The sequence below is a fragment of the Paenibacillus sp. 4624 genome (genome assembly GCF_050435065.1).
Classification (GTDB): Bacteria; Bacillota; Bacilli; order Paenibacillales; family Paenibacillaceae; genus Paenibacillus; species Paenibacillus amylolyticus_D.
This window is the reverse complement of sequence record NZ_JBNDJR010000005.1, coordinates 405,978-427,749: the sequence shown is the minus strand read 5'-3', so window position 1 is coordinate 427,749 and position 21,772 is coordinate 405,978. Positions and strand designations below refer to the sequence as shown.

Below are 21,772 nucleotides of genomic sequence, written 5' to 3'. Positions count from 1 at the left end.
ATGCAGGTAATTAAATTCATCTACCTCTTTCGGTAAGCAACCTTATGAAATGCATTAATATAACGAAATATCGATTCACCATCATCATTTACGCGCTTGCTTCTACCCAATGGCAGTTTCATTGCCTGATACGGCTCTGGCACCATGCTATATTGATGAACATAGGAGGTCAGGACAAACCCGTTGCGTTGCCAGAACTGAATGCGTTTCAGATGAGCCTCCGTTGTCCCGGACTCCGCCTCGATAATTATGCCTTCGACCCCATATTCCCTTGTTACCCAAGCCCGGAGCTGTTTCAGCATCCATGTCCCTATACCCGATCCGCGCAACTTCTGTTCAACCGCGAGATAGTCGATGACCAGGAGGCGCTCCTCCCCCTCCCCCACCAGTCCAGTAACCGCCATAGCAACTACCTCCCCCTGATGCACGCCCATGTGTAAATAACCAATTCCACGATTCAGCATACTGCGGAGAATCCCTTTTGTCTTCGCGCCGGAGGGAAAAGCTTCATGATAGATCCGCTCCATCCGCTTCCACAAAGCTTCATTCCAGGTCTTTATAGTTGTAAACTCTAATTCCAGCACTTTTATCGCCTCCAGATGGTTATCACAATTCCTGTCTCATGTTGTCGATCAACAGCGAGTTCTATGGGAGAACGCTCCCCACTTCAGACCTGCACGCACAGGTTTTTACTTGCTTACGATGATTCTGGACAGCATTCAGAGTCTGTTCCTCCCTCACCTTATCCCAAGCGCCGCGGTTCTTCTGCTTTTTTCATTGATCGTGATCCAATCCATAACATGCTTAATGAAGCAACTAACAGTAGCACAATAAGGGCTACAATAACAGCGGAAAAGGACTGATCAAACGCAAACCGTGCGGCTTGTTTCAATGTTTCCGAAGCAGATACAGTCAATCTTTCTGCTACGATTAAAGCTTCATCCAAACTATCTTTCACATTTACTGGAACATTCAATCCTGTTGGGATTTTCATGGTTAACGTGTACACAAGACCTGATAGACTGCCGATCATGGCTATTCCTGTAGCTCCACCAACTTCATATCCCACACTTTCCATAGATGCAGCCATACCTGCTTTTTCATACGGAGCACTACTCATTATAGAATGAGATGCTACAGTCATCCCACCACCTAAGCCTGCTCCGAAAAGTGTCAGTCCAAATACCTGCCCAGCAATGCCTGAATCCAATTGTACAAGATAGATTCCCAACCCCACTGCTGTAAGGAATAGAACAGCACTCTTGATATAAATAACCTTGAAGCGATTCAAGAGCATTCCGGTCACTGGAGCTGCAATGACAGATGCAAAAGGGATAGTTAGCGTGTATACTCCAGATATTAGTGGACTGAAACCCTCTACCAATTGAAGCCGTTGCGTCACAATATATTGGATTCCCGTCATAGAAAATAAACCTACCAATGCTGTAATAAATCCTGTGGTAAACAGAGGTATCTTAAATAATGAAAGGTCAATAAGTGGGTCAGAACTTCTGTTTTGACGACGTATAAAGATAACAAGTGCCATTATGCCGACAGCAGCTCCAATTACTGCAAAAGTTACCGAACCTTCACGGCGAGTAAACTCCTTGATCGCATAAATAAGAGTCACCAAGGCAATCATAATTTGGATTGAACTGGTTAAGTCAAACTTTTTACTTCTATTCCCTTCATGTTTAGGACAAGCAGTATAGTTAGTGCAAATGCTAGTATTGCGATGGGTAAATTAATTAAGAATACAGATCCCCACGAGAAATACTCGAGAAGAAGTCCACCTACGATGGGTCCAAGTCCTGCACCTCCTGAGGCAATAGCGCCCCAAATACCAATAGCCAAGCCTAACTCACGCGGATCTGTAAAAGTAACTCTGACGATTGCCATGGTAGCAGGCATCATAATCGCTGCTCCAACAGCAAGAAGTACCCTTGCCGCTATCAAAACATAGGGGGTGGGAGCAAAAGCCGCAGTAAGTGAAGCTATTGAAAATATAATCAAACCTATCGAGAAAACCCGTTTATAACCAAGTCGGTCTCCTAATGTCTCCATTGCGGGAAGCAAACCCGCCATAACAAGGGAGTAACCATTTAAATCCATAATTTTTGTGAAGCAGTCGCACCTAATTCATGTGTTAACGTTGGCATAGCCGTGTAAAGAATCGTCATATCCATGACGATAAGTAAGAGTGCACTGGATACAATGATTAAAATCATCCAGCGTTTGAATGTTGACATAAGTAATCTTCCTCCGTACGAATTATTTTAAACTTTTAACATATTGAACTATAATGTATAGGGTAACCCTATAGTCAACAAACAAATTCAGCGAATTTAATACATAGCTATAGAGGCATGGAGGATAGAAAAATGTCGAATATATCAAACGAATATTTCACAACCAGTGAACTAGCTAAAACTTGCGGAGTGACTAAACACACCCTTTTTCATTACGATGATATTGGACTGTTAAAACCTGAATTTGTCAATTCTAAAGGCTACCGTTATTATTCCGTTCAACAATGTCTTGTACTTGATTTGATTATTGTGCTCAAAAAAGCCGGGAGTTCACTAGAGGAAATCAAGGTTTTTCTTCAGAAGCAAAATACGCCTCTATTCATAAATATGTTAAAAGAAAAACAGGTGGAGTTAGAACGAGAACAACGTAGAATTAATCAAATGCAAAATATTCTGACAAGTGCCATCAAGATGACTGAGGAAGCAACATTAGAATTACGAAACTCACCAAAAATTCTGGAATGCCTAGAGGAATATTTCATAACTACCAAACTGGATATAGGTGATGGTGATAAGGAGTTTGCCAAAAAATTAACCGAACATCGAGACTTTTGTGAAACACACTATATCGATCATGAATTTGCGATTTGGACGATTATAAGTAAAGACCGATTTGAATCCGGGGGCTATTATCCTGAATACATAGCTAACCAAATAAAGACCTCCATTCCTGAAGAAAAGATGTTGATCAAACCTGCAGGTTTATATGCAATTATAGATCACAAAGGGTCATACGATAGCATGCCACAAACGTATTCTGTCATTAAAAAGTTCATTGCACGTAAAGGAATGAATATAAGCGGAGATGTATATGCATTGGAACTGCACACCTATTGGACAGAAAAGAATCCAGACGACTATAAAATACGGATATTTGTTCAGGTATCACATTGATCTCTCCCTCATTTGCATGCCAGATGAATAACAAAATCCCCCCTTCATTTTTATAAGGGAGGATTAATGTTAAACGTTTAATATGTTCACTCTCATTTGACTCTAAAATGATTTGGAGCATATTTGCTGACAAGAGGTACAGCACTGAATAGATAAGCTACAGTCAACACAATTAAGGTAGCAGTTAACACCCAGAGCGTAGGCCCTAAAAACACCGCGACAACAATGCCTAATGAGATAAGACTGTTTACGATTGTAAAAAGAGGATGATTCGTATCCAATTCGGCGGTGTACGGCTGGAGCACATAGTACAACACTAGATGGTGTAATGAGAAAAAGACAGCCAGCGTGATAATCATAATCCAGATCGCAAGGTGTGAACCTACATTCCGTCCCTCAGTTAGTATGAGTATAGACACACTTATGACAGCTGCAAAACACAAGCCTAATTTTAGATTGTTGCTTAATAAATATTTTAACCTTAAAAGGAAATGTGGTTTCGCATCTTTGCGATAAAATGAATAACGCATTAGCGGCATATCGCAGTGGAAAAATAACACTTTACAGATTTGACTACCCACGGTCAGATTAAGCATAGCTAGTATGAGTAAAGGTGTAAATCTTCCAATGTAATCTAGAGAAATATGATCTTTGAAAATGAGTGCCAAGACAGACAGTAACAAGCCTAAGATCATAGTGGCTATTAAACGTCTGCGGAACGGTACCCGGAGAAGATTAGCGTGCCTCTTTAAAAAGAGTCCATGCAATTGCTCGTATCCCTTTTTGTCTAAGGTGCTCTGTGTCCTCTGTTCGACGACACGAGGGTTAGAAGTGGAAAGTTCGCTTAGGTCGTTACCTTTCGATTGGATCATTCGTTGTTGAAGATCAGCAATCATGATTTCTTTGTTTAACAATGGATCGGCGTAGGTAGTTACTGCTCGCACTGCAGCGGTATAATCCTTATGTTTGAGCAAAATATACCCAGCGACAGTCCCTGACAATACGATGATTGTCATAAGCCATCGTTGTTCAAATATCACAGCCCCGAATAAAGGGATGCTCCATGGGGTTAAAGGAAGGTAAGCAAGAGCTAGTGCGATTAACATCGTTAAAATCGTAGCCCAAGTTTTCTGTATAAGAACAATGCCTTTCCGCTGAAATATTTCCAGATGTAAAAACTCACATAAGATTCGCCAAAAAGTCATGATTCCCACGACCAGCAAGGTATGAATCATCGAAAAGTTAAAAAACACAGAGACCAGCGCAAAGGCCATCCCTTGATACACAAAAAATGTGGTATATCTGTGAAACATTACAGCCCGCATAAATCGAGTTGGCGCTATTCGCATAAATCTGATTGCAGTATACTTCATCTTGTTTGTTTCCAACACTTTTGCACTAGTTACCGCACCCATCACACCACTAATGCAAAAATACATATGAAGAATAAGTGCAAATCGCTCCGTATGATGATCTTGTGTCCATAAAAGTATGGGCAACGCGAGCATTCCCCAGAAGTAAAGTATACTCTCCAACAAACCAGCGCCAAGCATTAAAATAACTGCGATTGCACCTAATGTGCGTTTCGTCCGAAAAGCAGCGTATGTTTGGTCACGAATTAAAGTGCCTACCACCGGTAACCTTTGCATCATATATATTAAACGGTTGACTAGCGTGATTACCTGCAACTGCCACATGCGAGAAACCGTATTAAAGATTCCCTGCATCGGCATTCTCCTTCTGGGCACCCTGTTCGCTTCCATCGCGCAATAACTCAATAATTTGTGTTTCAAAGTCGGGTTGAGTGAGAATGTCAGGTGAAATCCGAGTCAAACTCCCATGATTTAAAATAACTAACTCGTCACACAAATCCGTTGCCAATTGTAATATGTGAGTTGAAAAAATGAGAATATGATCCTTTTTCAGATCACGCAGCAGTTGTTTCATTTCGCTCGCAACAATGACGTCAAATGAAGTCAAAGGTTCGTCCAGGAGAATCACTGCGGGTTTCATCAGTAAAAATAGCATCATTTGAACTTTATTTTTCATTCCATGTGAATACTGTTTAATGAGTTTGTGGCGGTCTTCTAGTGTCAGGTGCATCATATCGAATAAGCCATCAATGTCATTTCCTCGCCCTTCGATTACATCGGCGTTAACATCTATAAAAAATCGTACAAACTCATATCCCGTCAGAAACTCCGGTAGCATGGGCAAAGAATAAACATAACCTACATCATCGATTTCTAAGTGACGCGATGTTGATTCGTTAATGAGTTCCATTGTGCCGCTAACCGCCTGAATCTCGCCACCCAGACAATTGAATAATGTTGTTTTTCCAGCACCATTTCGTCCAAGCAGGCCATAGATTTTTCCCTTTTCGAACTGAAAATTCACATCACTTAATACGTTTCTCTCACCAAAACTCTTCCTTAAATTCTGTAATACCAGTTTCATTGATTAACTCCTCGCTTTCAAAGCCATTTTTCTCGTTCATATACGAATTGATTAATTGTTTAGTTTTCATACCTATCAATCCCTTCAAATTATTTTCATAAAAGGATAGCCATTAACATCCCTTTAGAAGGTAAATCGTCTTAATGAACCCAATAGCTAATCTTGGGAAATTAGACAATCACTTATCTTGTATTCGATCTTGATTTATATTATTCCTTGTTGTATCTGCGAATAAAAGAAAACGAACGATCGAATGATAGTCCGCTTATCCAAGTTATTGAATTACTAGTTCCTTCCATATAAACCACTTATAGCTGTAACTTCACTAGTAAATTGTTGGAACCATTCCCCCGTCCATACGGATCGGTGAACCTTTAAATGGCGTTGCATAAGGGCTGCATACAAATGTTGCTAGTCTTCCGATCTCGCTTGGTCTAATGAAGCGCTGCAACTCGGATTGTGGAAGATTGGCCGCCATGAACGTTTTTTCTTTCTCATCAAAGGTCAGACTCTCATCCTGAATGACACTCTCGATGATCTGCTTTACGTTCTCCGAGAGGGTTGGTCCAGGCAAGAGCGTATTGACCGTTACTTCTGTGCCTTTTGTCAATTTACTGAGACTCTTCGATAAAGAGAGCAGCATAGATTTGGTTACAGCATATTGCGGCATATGTCCAGGCATTACAGCTTCTTCACTGGCAATAAAGATGACCCTTCCAAAGCCGTTGTTCAGCATGGTTGGCAAATAAAATTTGGTCAGCGCGTTTGCGGAAAGCACGTTCGTCTGAATATATTTTTCCCATACCGTGTCGTCTATATTGTAATAGGGCATGATTTCGTAAATCCCGGTGTTGTTGATCAAAATATCAATCTGTGGGAACGTTTTGAACAAAGCTTCACGTTCAGTAGCGTTGACAATATCGGCAGCCGCATTTTGAGGAGAAGTGTTCGGATAGGCAGATTTGATTTCGCGAACGACTCGTTGTACCTCTTCAGCACATCGTCCATTGATAAGTACGTTGACCCCTTCTTGAGCCAACTCCATAGCAATTGCTCTACCGATTCCTTTGGTCGATCCTGTCACCAATGCTGTTTTGTTTTTTAATCCCATATCCATAAACCATTTCTCCTTTTTCTGTCTAGTTGGCTTCTAGTTGAATGTAAAGAATACTTAACTTATTTACTTGTAAATGTATTGCTAGCTTGCCTTATCTCTCCACATGTTCGCTTCGCCAATGAGCAGGTGTTTCCCCTTCCCAAGCGCGAAATGCACGGTAAAATGAATTCTGGTCTTCATATCCGATCAGGAATGCGATTTCCTTGATATCAAGCGATAAGTCTGCCAAGTACATCCGTGCTTGTTCATGTCTTGCCTGGGTGAGCAGATGTACGAAACTTGTTTTTTCATCCATTAATCTGCGCTGCAAGGTGCGGTTACTCATGCCCAATTCTTTAGCCACCGTATGTACCTCCGGACGTCCGGCACTTAAGCTGCGCTTCATGATCCATTTGACCATGTCCGACACGGAACGATTTACTTTATGTTCATGTAGCGTATGATCCAGTGAGGGGCCCAAAATCTCAAGTAACTCTTCATTGTAGGTGAGAAAAGGAATATCCAGGTCTTGTCGATGAAGCGTCAACCGATTGCCAATAGCATCTGTCCGGATCGGGCAGCCAAAATAAGCTTCGAGAGCTTTTACATCTCCCATCGGCTGGGTAAATTCTACCGCACTTGCAATAAGAGGCCGTCCTGTTCCCTTCCGTCCCAATTCAAGCAGGAATGCTAATGTGATGCCGACTAGTAATGGCGGACAAGTGTGATCGGTGACGATCCACTCGAGATCGATTGTACAACTCTCCCCCGCCTCAACCATCTTTAATTTTTCGGGAGGACAGAGTTGTTTATATCGAGCCATCCGATGCAATGCATCACGGTAATCTCGGGCATGATATGTGGCTAATATCGGCGGCGGATACTTTGTTACTTCATAAACGGTTGCCAGTTTGATGATCCCTTGGGCAATATCGCCTGTGAGGTCGGAGTACGCTTGCCAAATAGCATAATATTGAGCGGTATTCACTGTCGTTTCTGAAATGATCGTAAGCGGTAATCCGGCTTTGCGAGCTACATCATATGAGGCAATCCCTAGCTGCCGCAGCCCTTCCCAGAAGCCTTGCGGCATTTTAATACGGTCGTTGGAATCGGATGACATTCATTTGCACCTCCTTCTGCTGAATGACACACTCGAATAACAAATCTTCCTTGTCTTCGTTGACTCACGAATAATATGATACCCTTAACTTTCTGATATGTAACTAGCACAGGGTGACAACAGACTAACGAATTACGCCGTTTTATAAACCATGTCCAGGTCATTGTACGATCCTTCCTTCGAATATACTTCTGAGATACATAAGTCACTCACCCGGTGTGTTGTAACTGCTATGAAGGATGTAATATTCCGACCTGATATACATAAAAAGGACCCGCCTGTATGTGACAGACGAGCCCTTGAGTTGAGCTTTAAAAGGAATATTTTTTCACCTTTTTAATGTGCCCGATAAAATTTGATAAAAACGTTCCCTATCAACTTCTCGGGAAATCTCCACGTTTCCATTAGGAGCTGCTCTAAACGAAGTCCCTCCCATCAAAGTCTCCTTCTGGGTTTCCACATGGACAAAACCTTTCTCGAATTGACAAACTTCAGGATAAAATATACTAACGGCCGCGAGTGGGTCATGCAGAGTCAGTTTGTTCGAACTTTTCAGCCACGAATTGCCAAAATCAAATACGGCTTTCATCAACTCCGAATTGGCAAGAAAAAGCTCCCCTGCTCTGGACGCTTCTATAGTCAATCGATCTGTAATTTCCAGTGTGATGGCTCGGTGAGCCGCTATGTTGGAAGCAAAAACAATTTGAGATGCGAGCGGATCAGCCCAGGAGTTCCAATTGTAATAGGCTTCAGGCAATTCTTCATGACCGAAATATCCATTCATCACATAAAGCCCCTTTAACAGGGATGGGGCATCAGGATAGGTGTTAAACAACGTGGCAATATTCGTCATGTTTCCAATGCCGAGTAATATAATTTCATGTGGATTTGACCGAATCATCTCATACATAAATGCAGGTGCATCCGATTTTTCATAGATATGGTGCTCCCAGTTGGACAATGCTGTCGCACCATCCGGGGTTGGATAAACAGGAACTGGCTGCAAAGTTGTATCCGATCCGGCAATAATCGGAATATTCCGCCTAACCGTTTTACAAATGGCACTTGCAATGGCCGCCCGCTTTTCCGGTTCTCCACACACGGTTGTAATGCCAACTAAGTTACACTGTGGTTCCTTTAATAAATATGCCAGACAGATCGCATCATCTATATCCCCGCCAATATCGGTATCAAGCAGTACTTTTTCCATGTATTAATCCTCCTGTATTTAAAATTAGTTATACAAGAGAAAAGTGCAAATCCCCATGCTGCACCTCCAACATTTGATATGCCTCAGTTTATCATAAATCATTAGACAGATATCCAATTGTGTGCACTTGGCTGATGCCCTTTGCAAAATCTGTTGTTCTTATGTTCCTTCCCCTAATCCAGCAAGATAATGTAGAATAAAGAATAGTCATTATGGTTCTTTGCTGCACAGGGGGAAACAATATGTTGAGGGAAAAGTTTTCAAAAGAAAACGCTTCTATTTTTCAGAAGTTGGCGCTTGGTCTTGTTTTGATGTTTGTACTAATCATCCTGATCTTCTGGTGGATTTATCGATTAAACGTAGACGAAATTCAGCGTGAGCTGCAGAAGAATAAACTTGGAGAAGTACGTTTCATGTCCTCCCAGCTGTCTAACCAATTTGAGCAGGTATTAATGAATGCGCTAACATTATCCGAGGATCAGTCGGTTAGAGGGTATACGTATGCCCTCACTTACGGGAATGATTTTGCTAAATACAAAGCCAAGCTGGAGCTGATGGAGAAACTGGCCCTTAACAGTGCTTCAACCGCATGGAACAATACAATCATTTTGTATTATCCGGATGAGAAGGCTACCGTATCTTCGGATCGTGATTTTTCATTTCAGCCGTTCGTCATGTCCAAAGATCCGCTGGATAAATGGATGTTACATATGAACAAGGATGGTACGGGGTATTACTCGCATCTAACCAAGGGACATCGAGGTCCGATGTACATTGAGATCCGAATATCACTCGAAGTGTTGCAGAAAATGATGTCTGAATATACTTCCGGGACACCAATGCTGTATGATTCGCATTTTAAAACAGCAATCCGGGGAGCACGCTCCCCACAACTTGCCGAAGCTGACGCAAAGGTTATTCCACAGATCAGAGATGATAGCGGTTTCTTCGAAATTGCATTTCAGGATCAAAATTATTTCATCAGTTATATGAAAGCAAGTATTCTCGATCTGTACTTTATTGATTACCATCTCACGAATCAGTTGCAGCAGTCTATCTCACGTAACAATACGTTGTTTGTGTTGGCCCTCGTGGCGATGCTTCTGCTCTCTCTACTGTACACGCTGGCGCTGCGGAATCAGATCCAACAACCGGTTATTCGTCTGCGCAAAGCGATTGATCGTTTTGACCGGGGAGATTTCTCAAGTCGGGTTGATGAAACAAAGACTCTCGAATTTCGAATATTAGGTCGATCGTTTAACCGGATGGCCGAGAATACCCAGACATTAATAGAGCAGGTGCTGCTTGGAGAGCTTTCGGTCAAAGAGGCCCGGTTGAGGCAGTATCAAGCCCAGATTAATCCACATTTTCTATACAACTGTCTCAACTATATTCAGAGTAAATCCAGTGTAAAGGACTATGAATCTGTAACCGCCATGACCCTGGAACTAGCTGCCTATTGCCGCTACATTCACCGCATTGAAGATATGGATACCACGCTTGGTGAAGAGCTTCGGTTTGTGAATCATTACATGTCTATCATACATATGCGAAAAAAAAGTATTACCTGTGAGATCCATGTGCCAAAGCAGCTTCTATCCATACGGATCCCTCGTATGATCCTGCAACCGCTCGTTGAAAATGGAGTCAAACACGGGATAGAGCCTTCGATGGGTCCCGGAAAAATTACAATTCGGGCAGAGCAGGATCAGGATTCCATACGTATCACAGTTGCAGACAATGGCGTAGGCATGCCTGCAGAACGGCTTGCACTCATCAGTGAACATATGGATGAATTAACGCGTCCAGAAGAACAGATTGGAACAGGAGTTCGAAATGTAAATCAGCGAATCAGGCTTACATATGGCAAACGGTCGGGCTTGTCCATTCAATCCGGCTTATACGAAGGGACCTCGTGCATCATTACTATACATAAGGAGGATATTGCAGATGCATCAGATTCTGTTAGTTGACGATGAATCCTATGTGATTGACGATCTAGAGATCTCATTCCCGTGGGATCAATACCGTATTGAGCGTATTCACAAAGCATACTCCGGCATGCAGGCATTATCTATTATGGAGGAACAAACGGTAGACATGGTGATCACCGATATTTCCATGCCTGTCATGAACGGACTTGAACTGATCCGGCAGATCAAGGCGATAAAGCCCAATCTGCCCTGCATTTTGCTTACGGGTTATGCCGAGTTTGAGTATGCTAAAGAAGCGACGAAATATGGTGTTGTCGAGTATTTATTGAAACCGCTGGATGTCGAAAAACTGGCATCCTGTCTGGAACAAACAGTGCTGTCCATCGAAGAGCAAATTCGTAAGGCCTTGTCCTATGAACAAGCCCTGAACTCCTTTCATGAGCACCTGCCTTCGCTGAAGGACAGGTTACTGAATCAACTGATTGAAGGTAACCACTATGCAGAAGATATTCTGAACGACAAGTTGCAACATTATCATCTCCCCTTCCATGCCCAAGATGAAGTACAGCTTGTTCTGGTGCGGCTGGAAGAGCATTTCACCAAGTATACGACGACCAGTTTGCAATTGTTTGAATACGCTGTGACCAACATTGCATGTGAGTTATTCAATACGGCTTTTTATACCTGGCACTGTAGGGATCATTTCGATTATCTGGTCTTTTTATTAAAGTCTGCTGGACCTGACAACAACGAATTGCATACTTCACCAGAGACGAATCACAGTGAGCAACCCATGAAGCAAAATCAGGATCTCACCCATCTTTCCTTGCAATTGCATCACAATGTTAATGAATACCTGAAAGGTGGAATTTCGGTTATTCTTAGCCATGGAGGTAGACTCCAGCAAGATATTCGTGACATGTATGAGCAAGCCCTATCGGCTCTCAAAAAGCAGGTAGGTAACGGCACGGGATACTTCCTTTCCCTTGAGGAAAGTTATCGCCCCGTATCCATTCGTTCTTTGCATATATTATATGAACCCCCAACCTTCAATCATTTACTTGAAACAGGACAATGGGAAGTATTCAAAGAACGTCTACACCGAATTAAGATCGGATATAGTGCGCTACCTGAACAAACCGAAGAACATCTGGACGAGATTCAGATTGTATTGTTATCGGCCTTTCATTACATTGCCCACAAAAATCAAGCGCTGTTGTCCGATCTGGTCGGAAACGAGTGGGTTCCACGTGTGCCTTTTCGATCAGTATCCCAACTTACAGATTGGGCTGATAACATACTTGATAGTCTGCGTCTAAAGCTGGAAGAACAGTCATTTGATGAGCAACATGACGTCATTCATCAGATCAAGACGTTTGTTTCGGCGAACTTGCATTCCCTCAGTCTTCAATCGATCGCAGATCATGTATCCTTGCACCCGGTGTACGTCTCCAAGCTGTTTAAACAACTTCAAGGCATCAGTTTGAGTGAGTATATTTTAAGTGTGAAAATGGATCTTGCACTCTACCTACTAAACCATTCGCAGGATAAGGTATATGAGATCTCAGAAAAACTGGGGTATGCCAACTCCCAATATTTCATCAAGGTGTTCCGTGATAAATTTGGGATGACACCGCAGGAATATCGGGAGCAGTAAAGCAGCGTACCATGAGAAAGTTAACGTAAAACAAAGTAAAAAACCGCGCTTCATGTACAAAGGTAAAGGAAACCACTTGTACATGAAGTGCGGTTCGTTTTTTTATTTTATCGTATCATACCATGCGTTGACTTCTTCGGTAATCTGTTTGCCTCCAGAAGACATGTACTGCTGCGCAAAAGTATCAAATTCATCAATCGGCGCTTGACCATAAATGATTTTGTTCAATACTTCTTTTTCCAGCTTGGTCAGCAAATCGCCTCTGGCAACCTGTGTTTTCGTTGGAACACCCGTGAACATTTGAGGCATTACAATATCTTTTTGATCAATAACAATTTTGGCTGCTTTAATCTGTTCAGGGATTCGGTCCGCCAGGTTTTTCTCATACTGAGTGGTCGGCTCTTTACCATTCGCAAGATCAGCTAGCGTATTCATCATGAGGTTAGGAATGATCGCTCCATCAAACGTAAGTGTATAACGGATCGCATCGATCCAGCCGCCCGGAATTTTATCGCTTTGCTGCTCTTTGTATACCTCGCCGTCAGGGCCAATATCATAATCATAGCCTTTGGCAAACCCGTGTACGAATGTTGTACTTTCCGGATTAGCCCAGTGATCAAACAGATAGTTCTGATATACAAAGAATGCGTCTTTGTGTTCCATATCCTTATTGATCAGAACAGCACCCGTACTGATTGGTGTTCCGTGCCGTCCCATTTTACCGCCAGGACCAGCAGGAAGTGGATATGCTTTATATTCAGCACCTGGCACATTTTGCTGCAGATCCGGGATTGGCCAGCCTGTCATCCAGTATGGACCAACGATAATACCAGACTTCCCTGCAGTGAATGCTTCAGCGGCTTTGGGCTCATCATACAGCCCTGCTTCTTTATCAATGTAACCTTTCTCCATCCACTCTTTCATCTTCTCCAGTGCCGGTTTCATCTCAGGTTGGATAGAGCCGTATGCAAGTGAACCGTCTGCTGCTTTATTCCACTGATTCGGCATCGCCCCAAACATGCCAAAGATCCAGCCGGAGTCTGCCATCCACGTGTTCAAATTGTTTTTGAACCCTACAGAGAGAGCAACGGTATCTTTCTTCCCGTTTCCATCCGGGTCCTGATTGACGAAGGCTTCCATCACCGTTTCTAATTCATCTAATGTTGTTGGTGCTTTCAGATTCAACTTCTTAAGCCAGTCTTCACGAATGTACATCACTGGATCATTATTGTAAGCGTTCTCCAGAATGGGGATTGCCATTCGTTTACCATCACGGATGTAGGGATTCCACACATTCGGATCTTCCGCCATCGCTTTTTTATACGTATCCGAAGCATATTTATCGAATAGTTCTCCTGCATCCACGAATTGACCCGATTCAATTAAATCACTGATTAATGTTTGACTACCGCGGAAAGAGATAATATCCGGCATTTTCTGACCTGATGTGAGCATCAGACGAAGTTTGGTCTGGTAAGCATTATTTTGTTCACTGACCGTCCATAAGTATTTAATGTCGATCCCCAGTGTATCGTGAGCCCACTTCGTATGAACGTTATTTTCAATATTTTCTCCATTTTTGAATTTCAAGCTGCTGGTGATCGGGAATACCGTGGAAATGGTAACCGGTTCAACATATTTACCATTTTCAAACGGTGCGGAATAAAATTCATTACTGTCGTTAGGATTTTTCTCGGATGTAGAATCGTTGCTGCACGCTGCGAGTACACCAGATAACATTGTAGCAGCCATCAACATGCGAAGCGGCTTTTTCCATGTTTTAAACACGTTGTCTCCCCCATATCATATAAAAATTTAGTTGAACCAGAATTGGTCTTACTCTTTAACAGCACCAAGTACAATCCCTTTAACAAAAAAGCGTTGCAGTAAGGGGTATACAACCAAAATCGGCGCCATGCCAATGAAAATCTGAGCCGCCTTGATCGTCCGTTGGGAGATGTTCTCCAGGTCTTCGGGACGCACGGAAACTTTACTGAAGTCCTGCTGAACGATGATCGTCTGCAGGAAGGTGGCGAGTGGATATTTTTCGTGATCTGTCAGGAAAATCAAACCATCGAACCAGGCGTTCCAGTGCCCCACCATGGAGAACAGGGATAGTGTAGCGATGGCTGGCATCGACACAGGTAAAAAGACGGAAATCAATGTTCGAAAGTAACCCGCACCATCAATAAAAGCTGCTTCTTCCAGCTCTTTAGGCACATTGCGGAAGAAATTTAATAACAGGATCATATTCCACACAGATACCGCTCCGGGAAGAATAAGCACCCACATCGTATTGAGCAAATTAAGCTTCTGAATAAGAATGTAGAATGGAATTAAGCCTCCACTGAACAGCATTGTAAATACAAAGTACCACGTATAGATATTACGACGTTTGAAGCTTCGATTTTCCCGAGATAACGGATAAGCTGCCAGAATGACAACAATCATGCTAAGAAGTGTGCCCAGCACGGTTCGCTGTACAGCAACCCATAGGGAACGGATAAAGTTTTCATTAGCCAATGTTTTCTCATAAGCATCAAAAGTAAATTCAACCGGAAAGAGTCCGACCAGATTGGCATTGGCAGCTGCTTTACCGCTGAAGGAGACCGCGAGAATGTGGATCAACGGGATAATACAGAGTAACGATAACAAAATTAAGAACGTATAGTTAAACACGGTGAAAACTTTGTAGGGTTTTGTTTTATGATACATGCCGTGAGGTCTCCTTTCTAGAAAATACGGTAATTCGCAAATTTATAAGCTGCACGGTATGCGAGCACAATCAGAACGAATCCGACAACCGATTTGAAGAGCCCAACTGCAGCCGAGAATCCAAACTTTCCATCGATGAGACCTACCCGATACACAAAGGTATCAATGATATCACCCTTATCGTAAACGAGCGGATTATATAGGTTGAAAATCTGGTCGAATCCTCCGTTCAAAATGTTTCCAAGGGACAACGTTCCTACGACAATCATGATGGGAATGAGAGCAGGAATCGTAATGGACCAGGTCTGTTGCCAACGGCTCGCTCCATCCACTTCAGCAGCTTCATATAGTGCCGGATTAATGCCTGCCAGCGAGGCGAGAAAAATGATTGCGCCGAACCCGAATTCTTTCCAGATATCACTGGTTACCACAACGATTCTAAACCAGGTACCTTCTCCGAGGAAAAAGATAGGTTCAAGACCAAACACGGCCCCAAGAAACTGATTGATCATGCCTTTTGTTGCCAGCATGTCCAGCAAAATTCCGCCTAGAATGACCCATGACAGAAAGTGCGGCAGATAAACGAAGGTTTGTATGCTCTTCTTGAACGTTTCCTTCCGTACTTCGTTGAGGAGTAATGCAAAGATCAATGGTGCAATCAGACCTCCAATCAGTTTCATTCCCGCAATAATTAACGTGTTCCAGATTACCTGCACATTCTCCGGCATGCTGAACAGAAATTGAAAATGTTCCAGGCCGATCCAAGAAGACTTGGCAAACCCGAGCCAGGGTTTGTAATCCTGAAAAGCGATAACCAATCCGCCCATCGGTATGTACGCAAATATGAACGTCAAGATGACTGCTGGCAGTAGCATAAGATCCAGTGCCAGTGTTCGCTTAAAGCCTTTTTTGCGTTTGGTGCGCCGGGGACTCGGACGAATCACATCGGCTTGCGTGGGTGTGGTGGCTTTTGCATTACTCATTCGTGTGCTACCCTTCTTTCTCTATGTTCTGCAGAGATAAGCATCATACTCTGTTGTATCTCCGTACATTTAGTATAGATTCGCAACTTCCAAGTCAACATGATAAAACGATAGCTTCGATAACAAATTGTTAATATGACACGTTCGTTGAACGAAAATAACCCTCATACAATGGATTTTCACTCCACAAGTATGAGGGTTTTGATTTTACAGGTATTATTCACCGAAAATGACTTCACATGCTTTATTTATGAAGTGACCTCCGCCACCTACTGGAACGACGATCGTATCAATATCTTGGTTTTGTTCTAAAATTTCAATGCCTATCGTCCCTTGTCCACCATAAATATCCGGATCATCGTAGTAAGGATCGATATACGTTAAATGATGTTCATGAATGTATTTCATGCCGAGCATATGAGCCTCGTCAAAATCTTTACCTAATTTCATCACTTCTGCCCCCAAAATAGTTCATTTTATCAATCTTTCTTTGGGCTGTCGTTTCGGGAATAATTACCTTGACGTTATGAATTCCGAGAATAGAAGCCGCGTAGCTCACAGCACTACCGTGGTTACCTGAAGAAATGGCGGCAACGCCTTTGTTTTTTCTTCCTCGGATAGCGTCATCATTTTGTTTAAAGCCCCTCGGATTTTAAAACTCTTTGCTCGTTGAAAGGACTCCAGTTTGAAAAAGTATCTTCTATTCAGATCGCCTAGATAGAACGACTCTTCAAGTGGTGTTGGCTTCAGATGTTTCTTGATGCGATCATATGCTTGAAACACATGTTCATAGTTAAAAGTCATTTCAAATTTTCCCTTACATGTCAATTTTAATGCCTAGATTTCGCTCCTCAGCATTCTGTAACGCCATTTTTGCTGCATATATATCCAGAATCGCCATACCTGTCGCATCAAATATGGTGATTTGTTGGTTTGATGTTCTTCCCTCTATTTTCCCTAAAATCAAATCGCCGATCTCACCGCATATATGGCTTTCTGTAATCTTGCCTTCTTTTAGCGGTATTTCAATCTCGCCCACATGTATACAGTGTTCTCGATCATCTACATACAAACGTGCTTGTGATATCAGCTTGGAGTCAACCTCCTGTTTCCCTGCCATATCTGCACCGATGCAAGAAAGATGTGTACCTTCTTTTACCCATTCCCTCTTAATGATCGGCGTTCTGGATGATGTGACGGTGATGATAATATCACTGTTTTTTACAGCTTCTTCTAACGATTCTGCTACTTCAAACGTAACGTTCTCTACGTTCGTACAAAATTCAGATTGAAGTCGGTGTGGTAAGGTGTTTACAAAAGATATCAGCTTTTCTTGGTCCCTGGCGGCAACACAAACCGTTTTCAAGTTCGGAAGCACAGACAAGGCACAAGCGATTTGGAAGATCGCCTGATTGCCAGAGCCTACGACAAGGAGAGTTTCAGAGTCCGTTCTAGCCAAGTATTTTGCTCCGATTGCTCCCGAAGCACCTGTACGTATGCCCGTAATAAAGGATGCCTCGGTTATTCCGAAGGGTCTGCCTGTTTCGGCATCAAATACGTTTATGAGCCCCGTCAACGTGGGAAGCTGCTTCGCTTCATTCTCGGCAAACCATGTGATCGTTTTATGTCCAAATACCTTATCACTCTTCAGGTATCCTGATTTGATATCCATATCTGCCTTGCCTGGAACAAAATCGTAGAAGATTGTCGGCCAAGTCTCCGTGTTATGTTCACTCCTAGCCTTGTATACTGTTTCTACTAGGTGTATCACCTGCGGTACATTCAATCCTTGTCTGACATCGTTATCACTTAAAAATCGCACCTGGTATGCCTCCTTCTTTATCAAAAAAAGCATTGAATCTCATCCCTCCTACATTATGTAGGCCCTAGTGGGGAGTGAGACTCAATGCTTATCATCGTTTTTACCCGGGGATAAAAACAAGCATGATATAAAATTTGTAGCTTTATTTTAGCTGAACTTTGTTGAGAATACAACGATTATTCAGTTAGGCAACCGTGAGACATAGGAATGCGGGACTTGGTGAGTGAAAGGAAAGGTGTTGAAGTACACGGGTAACATCTGTTTGGCTTAAAATCATTCCTCGCAACTGTTTCGCCTTCGGTTTCCCATGGGTTTACATAACTTTAACTATGGTGATAATTCATCATATATTCTGGTTGAAGTCGAACGTATATATTATCCTTTACGCCGGGCTGTCCTTTCGATTGCATCAACAACTGTTTCGAACAGTTGCTTGGGAAGATCATGCCCCATTCCTTCAAGTAACATCAATTCTGCATCATTGATAGCTTCCGCCGTATCTCTACCGCAAGCGGGAACAAACATCGGATCCTCCACACCATGAATCACTAAGGCTGGAACCTTAACTTTTGCCAGTCGCGTCCGTCGATCACCTGAAACCGCAATTGCAGCAATCTGTCGCCCGACACTGCCCGGATCATAAGCTCGCTGTATTTCCTCTCGAATGAGCGAACGATACTCGTCTTCCTCAAACGCGTGACCTGTACCGGCAATACGTTTGGCAAAAGCTACGCTTTGGGCCAAATGTCCCCCTTCATCCTCCATCGGATTCGGTGCTGGCCGAGTCATTAACGCCATGACTTCCGGGGATGTCGGTGGAAGCTCGGGATTGCCTGTAGTTGACATAATAGAAGTAAGCGAGAGGACACGCTCAGAATATTGGCTGGCCACAAGCTGCGCAATCATACCACCCATCGAACGTCCAACAATATGGGCTTTTGATATTCCCAGGGCATCTAACAATCCAATCGTATCGTCAGCCATATCATCAAGAGTATATGGAAGATCAGGGAGTTTTCCCGACATGAGTGTATTGGCAAGTGCTTCGAAATCTAATGTTGCATGATTGCTAAAATGTGTAGATAAACCCGTATCTCGATTATCAAAACGAATCACTCGAAATCCTCGTGCAGCTAACATCTCACAGAATGGAACCGTCCAACGAATCATCTGTGTGCCAAGCCCTGCAATTAATAGAATGGCTTCATTCTTTTCGCTGCCATAACTGTCATAGGCAATATCAATATCGTTTACTTTTAACACTTTCATTATGATATGCTCCTCTATTCCTGCGTGAATGCATTACTGGCCAAAAACTTAATATAGTCTCTTATATCGGGTGTCCAATCATTGATCGATTCGTAAAAACGATTTTCATTCGCGGCATACAGTGCTCTCAAAGCCTCTTCGTATTGAGGGAAATCCCCCGCCATTGCTGTCATGAAATGATACGTTATTTCCTGCGCCGCACGAACTTTATTTCCGTTCTCCCCTGAACGGCGAGCCTCATCAATCAGTTTTCGCAGGGTTACCGAAGCGCCTCCGGGTTGAGCTTTAAGCCAGTCCCATTGCCTGGGCAGCAAAGTGACTTCACCAGATACTACGCCTAGTTTGGGGCGGCCGGCTCTGCGAACGGGTTGTTCATTCTCTTTCGTATCCGTTAAACATCCAGGCTTACTGTTTAGGCGGTTCAATACATCCTCTAGGCTTCCTCGAAAATCAATATCTATCGGTTTCCCAGTAAAATCGTCAAAAATAAGCAATTCAACAATTTCATTCTCTTCCAAGTTTTCTTTTACGACTTTAACAACGTCTTGTAATGTGCCTTTAGCGAAATGTTTTCTGCCTACAAAAGCAGTGCAGTTCATTTGGGTAGATGAATCATGCATGTTAACCCTCCTTTAATGATCTTCTATATGAATTATACCCGGGTAAAAATATAAAATCAATATTACCCGGGTATAATTCATATATCTGTACTTGGTCTTTTTTACATGAAAAAATCCCCTCACAGCAAAAGAGTGACTATTTCACTGACTGCCGTAGGAGAGCATATTGCATATATAAAATATAGTACTGTTAAAATTCCAATATAAATGTAAAATGACTGCCGGCAAATAACGCCGACAGTCATCCTTTCAGTCCGTAGTATTCTTCTCTTCATATTCGCTTGATATTTCTTTGAGCGATCTGATTTTACCATGAGGGTGCTGTTCTTGCTTACGTGACTTCCAAGCAGCTTCCTGCCTTTTCTTCTGGCGAGCCATATAAGATCTCCTCCTCAGGAAATGAGAATGGTACTACTTCTGTAGGATGTCATGAACAAGTCACTTTCATTCATACCAAGCTGTATTCTCTGCCTACGATCAGGCTGTTATCTGTCATATATGAAAACTTCTCTTGTTACATTAATTAGGATTGATTTAGCCATTCTGCCTCCAATGCATCCCAGTTAGGCGTAGGTACATCCTACCTTGACCTACATTCAGCAAAGGCTTCTTTATGAACATCCCACGGTCTGCAAACTGTGCAATGCACTCGAACATGAACCCACAGAATCTGAAAACAACTTCATCTCTGATGCAGTATTAGCCGCTGATATTAAACCTGGGCACCCCTTTTCAGTACGATCTTTTCAACAGAATAAGGTTTTACTTACAGGCGCCACTGGCTTCTTAGGTGCATATCTTGTGAGGGAATTGATTCAAACTAATCCTCATATTCAAATATATTGTTTAGTTCGTGCTAGAGACGAAAGACACGCTTTGAAGCGCATTCAAGTCAGCATGGACAAGTATCAGCTCTGGGAGCTGTACGAAAACATGCCGAAGTACGACTCTTCCAATACACAAAATGCTCTGGGTCCTTTAAGGATTCATTTTCCGGAAATCAACACCAGTTTGATGAAACGTTATTTTAATTATATGAAAAATGTCGGATACCTGGAAAAATGCTAGAAAAGGAAAATGCACGATTGTTGGAAAGACTTAAACTGCACTCCTGTAGTTTAATGGTTTTGAAACGAAGGAGTGCAGTTTAGATTCGCGGCTGATGCTATCCCGCAGCAATTGAACCTGACGTAATCAGTTGTAAAAAATGAGGGAAATCTTCGGCCACTTTTGTAACCTCTTCAAATTCAGGTTCTTCCCCGTGTACAACTGCACCAGTTTCATTGGATAGATCAATGGCATAAAAGGAATAACCATCATGAACCGACATCATAATCGGCAGATACTGATCCCACCAACTCGTGATTTCGGATTTCCACACATCATCGTTTGCAGCTGCTTCCAGGCTGATTAATTCATATTCATTCCAGTGGAATTCCGAAATGGAACTGTTATTGTAGTCAGCTTCGCACAGGAACCAGGTCTGCTCGCTAGATGTCATGCATTGGCTGACCAAACGCAAGAATGAGGCATATTCGGCGGGAATAATCTTGTATCTGGCGATCCATTGTTGATTCAGCTGGAGTTCAGGTTCTGACTTCAGGGTTATCATCCAACCGCTTAGCTCAGCCCATGTTATAAAATCCAGAACGACTTTATCCATACCGCACCTTCTCTCTAAGAAGA

General features: G+C 42.6%; 22 protein-coding genes and 1 pseudogene. 4 read left to right on the top strand and 19 right to left on the bottom strand.

Annotated features, from left to right (window positions below; all coding sequences use genetic code 11):
• Window positions 1-20 precede the first annotated feature (20 nt).
• The 4 genes from ABIE27_RS14680 to ABIE27_RS14665 all read right to left on the bottom strand — a co-directional run bounded on the left by ABIE27_RS14680 (window position 21) and on the right by ABIE27_RS14665 (window position 2,249).
• Entirely contained in the window at window positions 21-584 is a 564-nt protein-coding gene (locus ABIE27_RS14680; protein WP_429350796.1) for a GNAT family N-acetyltransferase, read from the bottom strand.
• Between the two features lie 158 nt (window positions 585-742).
• Window positions 743-1,642 carry an MFS transporter gene (locus tag ABIE27_RS14675; protein ID WP_429350795.1) on the bottom strand — a complete coding sequence of 300 codons (900 nt, stop codon included), beginning with the start codon at window positions 1,640-1,642 and terminating at the stop codon, window positions 743-745.
• Window positions 1,643-1,659: 17 nt separating this feature from the next.
• On the bottom strand, window positions 1,660-2,112 hold the full coding sequence (locus ABIE27_RS14670) for an MFS transporter (RefSeq protein ID WP_429350794.1): 453 nt from the start codon (window positions 2,110-2,112) through the stop codon (window positions 1,660-1,662).
• On the bottom strand, window positions 2,103-2,249 hold the full coding sequence (locus ABIE27_RS14665; RefSeq protein WP_240037285.1) for a hypothetical protein: 147 nt from the start codon (window positions 2,247-2,249) through the stop codon (window positions 2,103-2,105). Before ABIE27_RS14665 ends, ABIE27_RS14670 begins: the two co-directional genes overlap by 10 nt.
• A 132-nt stretch (window positions 2,250-2,381) precedes the next feature.
• On the opposite strand from ABIE27_RS14665, the gene ABIE27_RS14660 reads away from it, so the two are divergent.
• Window positions 2,382-3,203 carry a MerR family transcriptional regulator gene (locus tag ABIE27_RS14660; protein ID WP_161557081.1) on the top strand — a complete coding sequence of 274 codons (822 nt, stop codon included), beginning with the start codon at window positions 2,382-2,384 and terminating at the stop codon, window positions 3,201-3,203.
• 92 nt (window positions 3,204-3,295) lie between these two features.
• Here ABIE27_RS14660 and ABIE27_RS14655 read toward each other — a convergent pair whose 3' ends face one another.
• The 5 genes from ABIE27_RS14655 to ABIE27_RS14635 form a co-directional block, all read right to left on the bottom strand.
• Window positions 3,296-4,930 carry a hypothetical protein gene (locus ABIE27_RS14655; RefSeq protein ID WP_429350793.1) on the bottom strand — a complete coding sequence of 545 codons (1,635 nt, stop codon included), beginning with the start codon at window positions 4,928-4,930 and terminating at the stop codon, window positions 3,296-3,298.
• Window positions 4,914-5,660 (bottom strand): ATP-binding cassette domain-containing protein, encoded by a 747-nt coding sequence (locus tag ABIE27_RS14650; protein ID WP_429350792.1) that lies wholly within the window; start codon window positions 5,658-5,660, stop codon window positions 4,914-4,916. The genes ABIE27_RS14655 and ABIE27_RS14650 overlap by 17 nt, the downstream gene beginning before the upstream one ends.
• A 325-nt stretch (window positions 5,661-5,985) precedes the next feature.
• Complete coding sequence (locus ABIE27_RS14645) at window positions 5,986-6,777, bottom strand: SDR family NAD(P)-dependent oxidoreductase (RefSeq protein WP_123067327.1); 792 nt, start codon at window positions 6,775-6,777, stop codon at window positions 5,986-5,988.
• Window positions 6,778-6,868: 91 nt separating this feature from the next.
• Complete coding sequence (locus ABIE27_RS14640; RefSeq protein WP_429350791.1) at window positions 6,869-7,876, bottom strand: helix-turn-helix domain-containing protein; 1,008 nt, start codon at window positions 7,874-7,876, stop codon at window positions 6,869-6,871.
• 328 nt (window positions 7,877-8,204) lie between these two features.
• Window positions 8,205-9,086: a nucleoside hydrolase gene (locus ABIE27_RS14635; protein ID WP_429350790.1), complete on the bottom strand. Its 882-nt coding sequence runs from the start codon at window positions 9,084-9,086 to the stop codon at window positions 8,205-8,207.
• A 242-nt stretch (window positions 9,087-9,328) separates the two neighbouring features.
• Between ABIE27_RS14635 and ABIE27_RS14630 the strand changes: the two genes are divergently transcribed.
• Window positions 9,329-11,059: a sensor histidine kinase gene (locus ABIE27_RS14630; RefSeq protein ID WP_161557080.1), complete on the top strand. Its 1,731-nt coding sequence runs from the start codon at window positions 9,329-9,331 to the stop codon at window positions 11,057-11,059.
• On the top strand, window positions 11,037-12,677 hold the full coding sequence (locus ABIE27_RS14625) for a response regulator (protein WP_161557079.1): 1,641 nt from the start codon (window positions 11,037-11,039) through the stop codon (window positions 12,675-12,677). Before ABIE27_RS14630 ends, ABIE27_RS14625 begins: the two co-directional genes overlap by 23 nt.
• 102 nt (window positions 12,678-12,779) lie before the next feature.
• On the opposite strand, the gene ABIE27_RS14620 is transcribed toward ABIE27_RS14625, so the two are convergent.
• From ABIE27_RS14620 to ABIE27_RS14580, 9 genes and pseudogenes are all read right to left on the bottom strand, one after another.
• Entirely contained in the window at window positions 12,780-14,435 is a 1,656-nt protein-coding gene (locus tag ABIE27_RS14620; protein ID WP_123067337.1) for an extracellular solute-binding protein, read from the bottom strand.
• Window positions 14,436-14,513: 78 nt separating this feature from the next.
• Window positions 14,514-15,392, bottom strand: coding sequence for a carbohydrate ABC transporter permease (locus ABIE27_RS14615; protein ID WP_311279963.1), 879 nt, complete (start codon window positions 15,390-15,392; stop codon window positions 14,514-14,516).
• A 17-nt stretch (window positions 15,393-15,409) separates the two neighbouring features.
• A complete protein-coding gene (locus ABIE27_RS14610; RefSeq protein ID WP_240037289.1) occupies window positions 15,410-16,267 on the bottom strand; it encodes an ABC transporter permease in 858 nt (285 codons plus the stop codon).
• A gap of 324 nt (window positions 16,268-16,591) precedes the next feature.
• Window positions 16,592-16,828, bottom strand: a complete 237-nt coding sequence (locus tag ABIE27_RS14605) for a pyridoxal-phosphate dependent enzyme (protein WP_275670062.1) — start codon at window positions 16,826-16,828, stop codon at window positions 16,592-16,594.
• Window positions 16,812-17,179 (bottom strand): annotated as a pseudogene (locus tag ABIE27_RS14600) (pyridoxal-phosphate dependent enzyme). The gene ABIE27_RS14605 and the pseudogene ABIE27_RS14600 overlap by 17 nt, the downstream one beginning before the upstream one ends.
• 13 nt (window positions 17,180-17,192) lie before the next feature.
• On the bottom strand, window positions 17,193-18,197 hold the full coding sequence (locus tag ABIE27_RS14595; protein ID WP_429350789.1) for an ornithine cyclodeaminase family protein: 1,005 nt from the start codon (window positions 18,195-18,197) through the stop codon (window positions 17,193-17,195).
• 375 nt (window positions 18,198-18,572) lie between these two features.
• On the bottom strand, window positions 18,573-19,466 hold the full coding sequence (locus ABIE27_RS14590) for an alpha/beta fold hydrolase (protein ID WP_123067319.1): 894 nt from the start codon (window positions 19,464-19,466) through the stop codon (window positions 18,573-18,575).
• 14 nt (window positions 19,467-19,480) lie between these two features.
• A complete protein-coding gene (locus ABIE27_RS14585; protein ID WP_123067318.1) occupies window positions 19,481-20,086 on the bottom strand; it encodes a DUF2239 family protein in 606 nt (201 codons plus the stop codon).
• 249 nt (window positions 20,087-20,335) lie between these two features.
• Entirely contained in the window at window positions 20,336-20,464 is a 129-nt protein-coding gene (locus ABIE27_RS14580; protein WP_222128654.1) for a DUF6254 family protein, read from the bottom strand.
• 207 nt (window positions 20,465-20,671) lie between these two features.
• On the opposite strand from ABIE27_RS14580, the gene ABIE27_RS14575 reads away from it, so the two are divergent.
• Complete coding sequence (locus ABIE27_RS14575; RefSeq protein WP_429350788.1) at window positions 20,672-21,154, top strand: SDR family oxidoreductase; 483 nt, start codon at window positions 20,672-20,674, stop codon at window positions 21,152-21,154.
• A gap of 97 nt (window positions 21,155-21,251) precedes the next feature.
• Here the strand turns inward: ABIE27_RS14575 and ABIE27_RS14570 are convergent, their stop codons facing one another.
• Window positions 21,252-21,749 (bottom strand): SMI1/KNR4 family protein, encoded by a 498-nt coding sequence (locus tag ABIE27_RS14570; protein ID WP_123067316.1) that lies wholly within the window; start codon window positions 21,747-21,749, stop codon window positions 21,252-21,254.
• Window positions 21,750-21,772: the final 23 nt, after the last annotated feature.

Bases quoted from the DNA above. Each gene is read 5' to 3' on its own strand.
- ABIE27_RS14620 (WP_123067337.1), bottom strand. From the start codon at position 14,435: ATGTTGATGGCTGCTACAATGTTATCTGGTGTACTCGCAGCGTGCAGC.
- ABIE27_RS14630 (WP_161557080.1), top strand. From the start codon at position 9,329: ATGTTGAGGGAAAAGTTTTCAAAAGAAAACGCTTCTATTTTTCAGAAG.
- ABIE27_RS14660 (WP_161557081.1), top strand. From the start codon at position 2,382: ATGTCGAATATATCAAACGAATATTTCACAACCAGTGAACTAGCTAAA.
- ABIE27_RS14640 (WP_429350791.1), bottom strand. From the start codon at position 7,876: ATGTCATCCGATTCCAACGACCGTATTAAAATGCCGCAAGGCTTCTGG.
- ABIE27_RS14650 (WP_429350792.1), bottom strand. From the start codon at position 5,660: ATGAAACTGGTATTACAGAATTTAAGGAAGAGTTTTGGTGAGAGAAAC.
- ABIE27_RS14670 (WP_429350794.1), bottom strand. From the start codon at position 2,112: ATGGATTTAAATGGTTACTCCCTTGTTATGGCGGGTTTGCTTCCCGCA.
- ABIE27_RS14615 (WP_311279963.1), bottom strand. From the start codon at position 15,392: ATGTATCATAAAACAAAACCCTACAAAGTTTTCACCGTGTTTAACTAT.
- ABIE27_RS14655 (WP_429350793.1), bottom strand. From the start codon at position 4,930: ATGCAGGGAATCTTTAATACGGTTTCTCGCATGTGGCAGTTGCAGGTA.
- ABIE27_RS14665 (WP_240037285.1), bottom strand. From the start codon at position 2,249: ATGTCAACATTCAAACGCTGGATGATTTTAATCATTGTATCCAGTGCA.
- ABIE27_RS14585 (WP_123067318.1), bottom strand. From the start codon at position 20,086: ATGCATGATTCATCTACCCAAATGAACTGCACTGCTTTTGTAGGCAGA.
- ABIE27_RS14645 (WP_123067327.1), bottom strand. From the start codon at position 6,777: ATGGATATGGGATTAAAAAACAAAACAGCATTGGTGACAGGATCGACC.
- ABIE27_RS14625 (WP_161557079.1), top strand. From the start codon at position 11,037: ATGCATCAGATTCTGTTAGTTGACGATGAATCCTATGTGATTGACGAT.
- ABIE27_RS14590 (WP_123067319.1), bottom strand. From the start codon at position 19,466: ATGAAAGTGTTAAAAGTAAACGATATTGATATTGCCTATGACAGTTAT.
- ABIE27_RS14610 (WP_240037289.1), bottom strand. From the start codon at position 16,267: ATGCTACTGCCAGCAGTCATCTTGACGTTCATATTTGCGTACATACCG.
- ABIE27_RS14580 (WP_222128654.1), bottom strand. From the start codon at position 20,464: ATGGCTCGCCAGAAGAAAAGGCAGGAAGCTGCTTGGAAGTCACGTAAG.
- ABIE27_RS14570 (WP_123067316.1), bottom strand. From the start codon at position 21,749: ATGGATAAAGTCGTTCTGGATTTTATAACATGGGCTGAGCTAAGCGGT.
- ABIE27_RS14675 (WP_429350795.1), bottom strand. From the start codon at position 1,642: ATGATTGCCTTGGTGACTCTTATTTATGCGATCAAGGAGTTTACTCGC.
- ABIE27_RS14635 (WP_429350790.1), bottom strand. From the start codon at position 9,086: ATGGAAAAAGTACTGCTTGATACCGATATTGGCGGGGATATAGATGAT.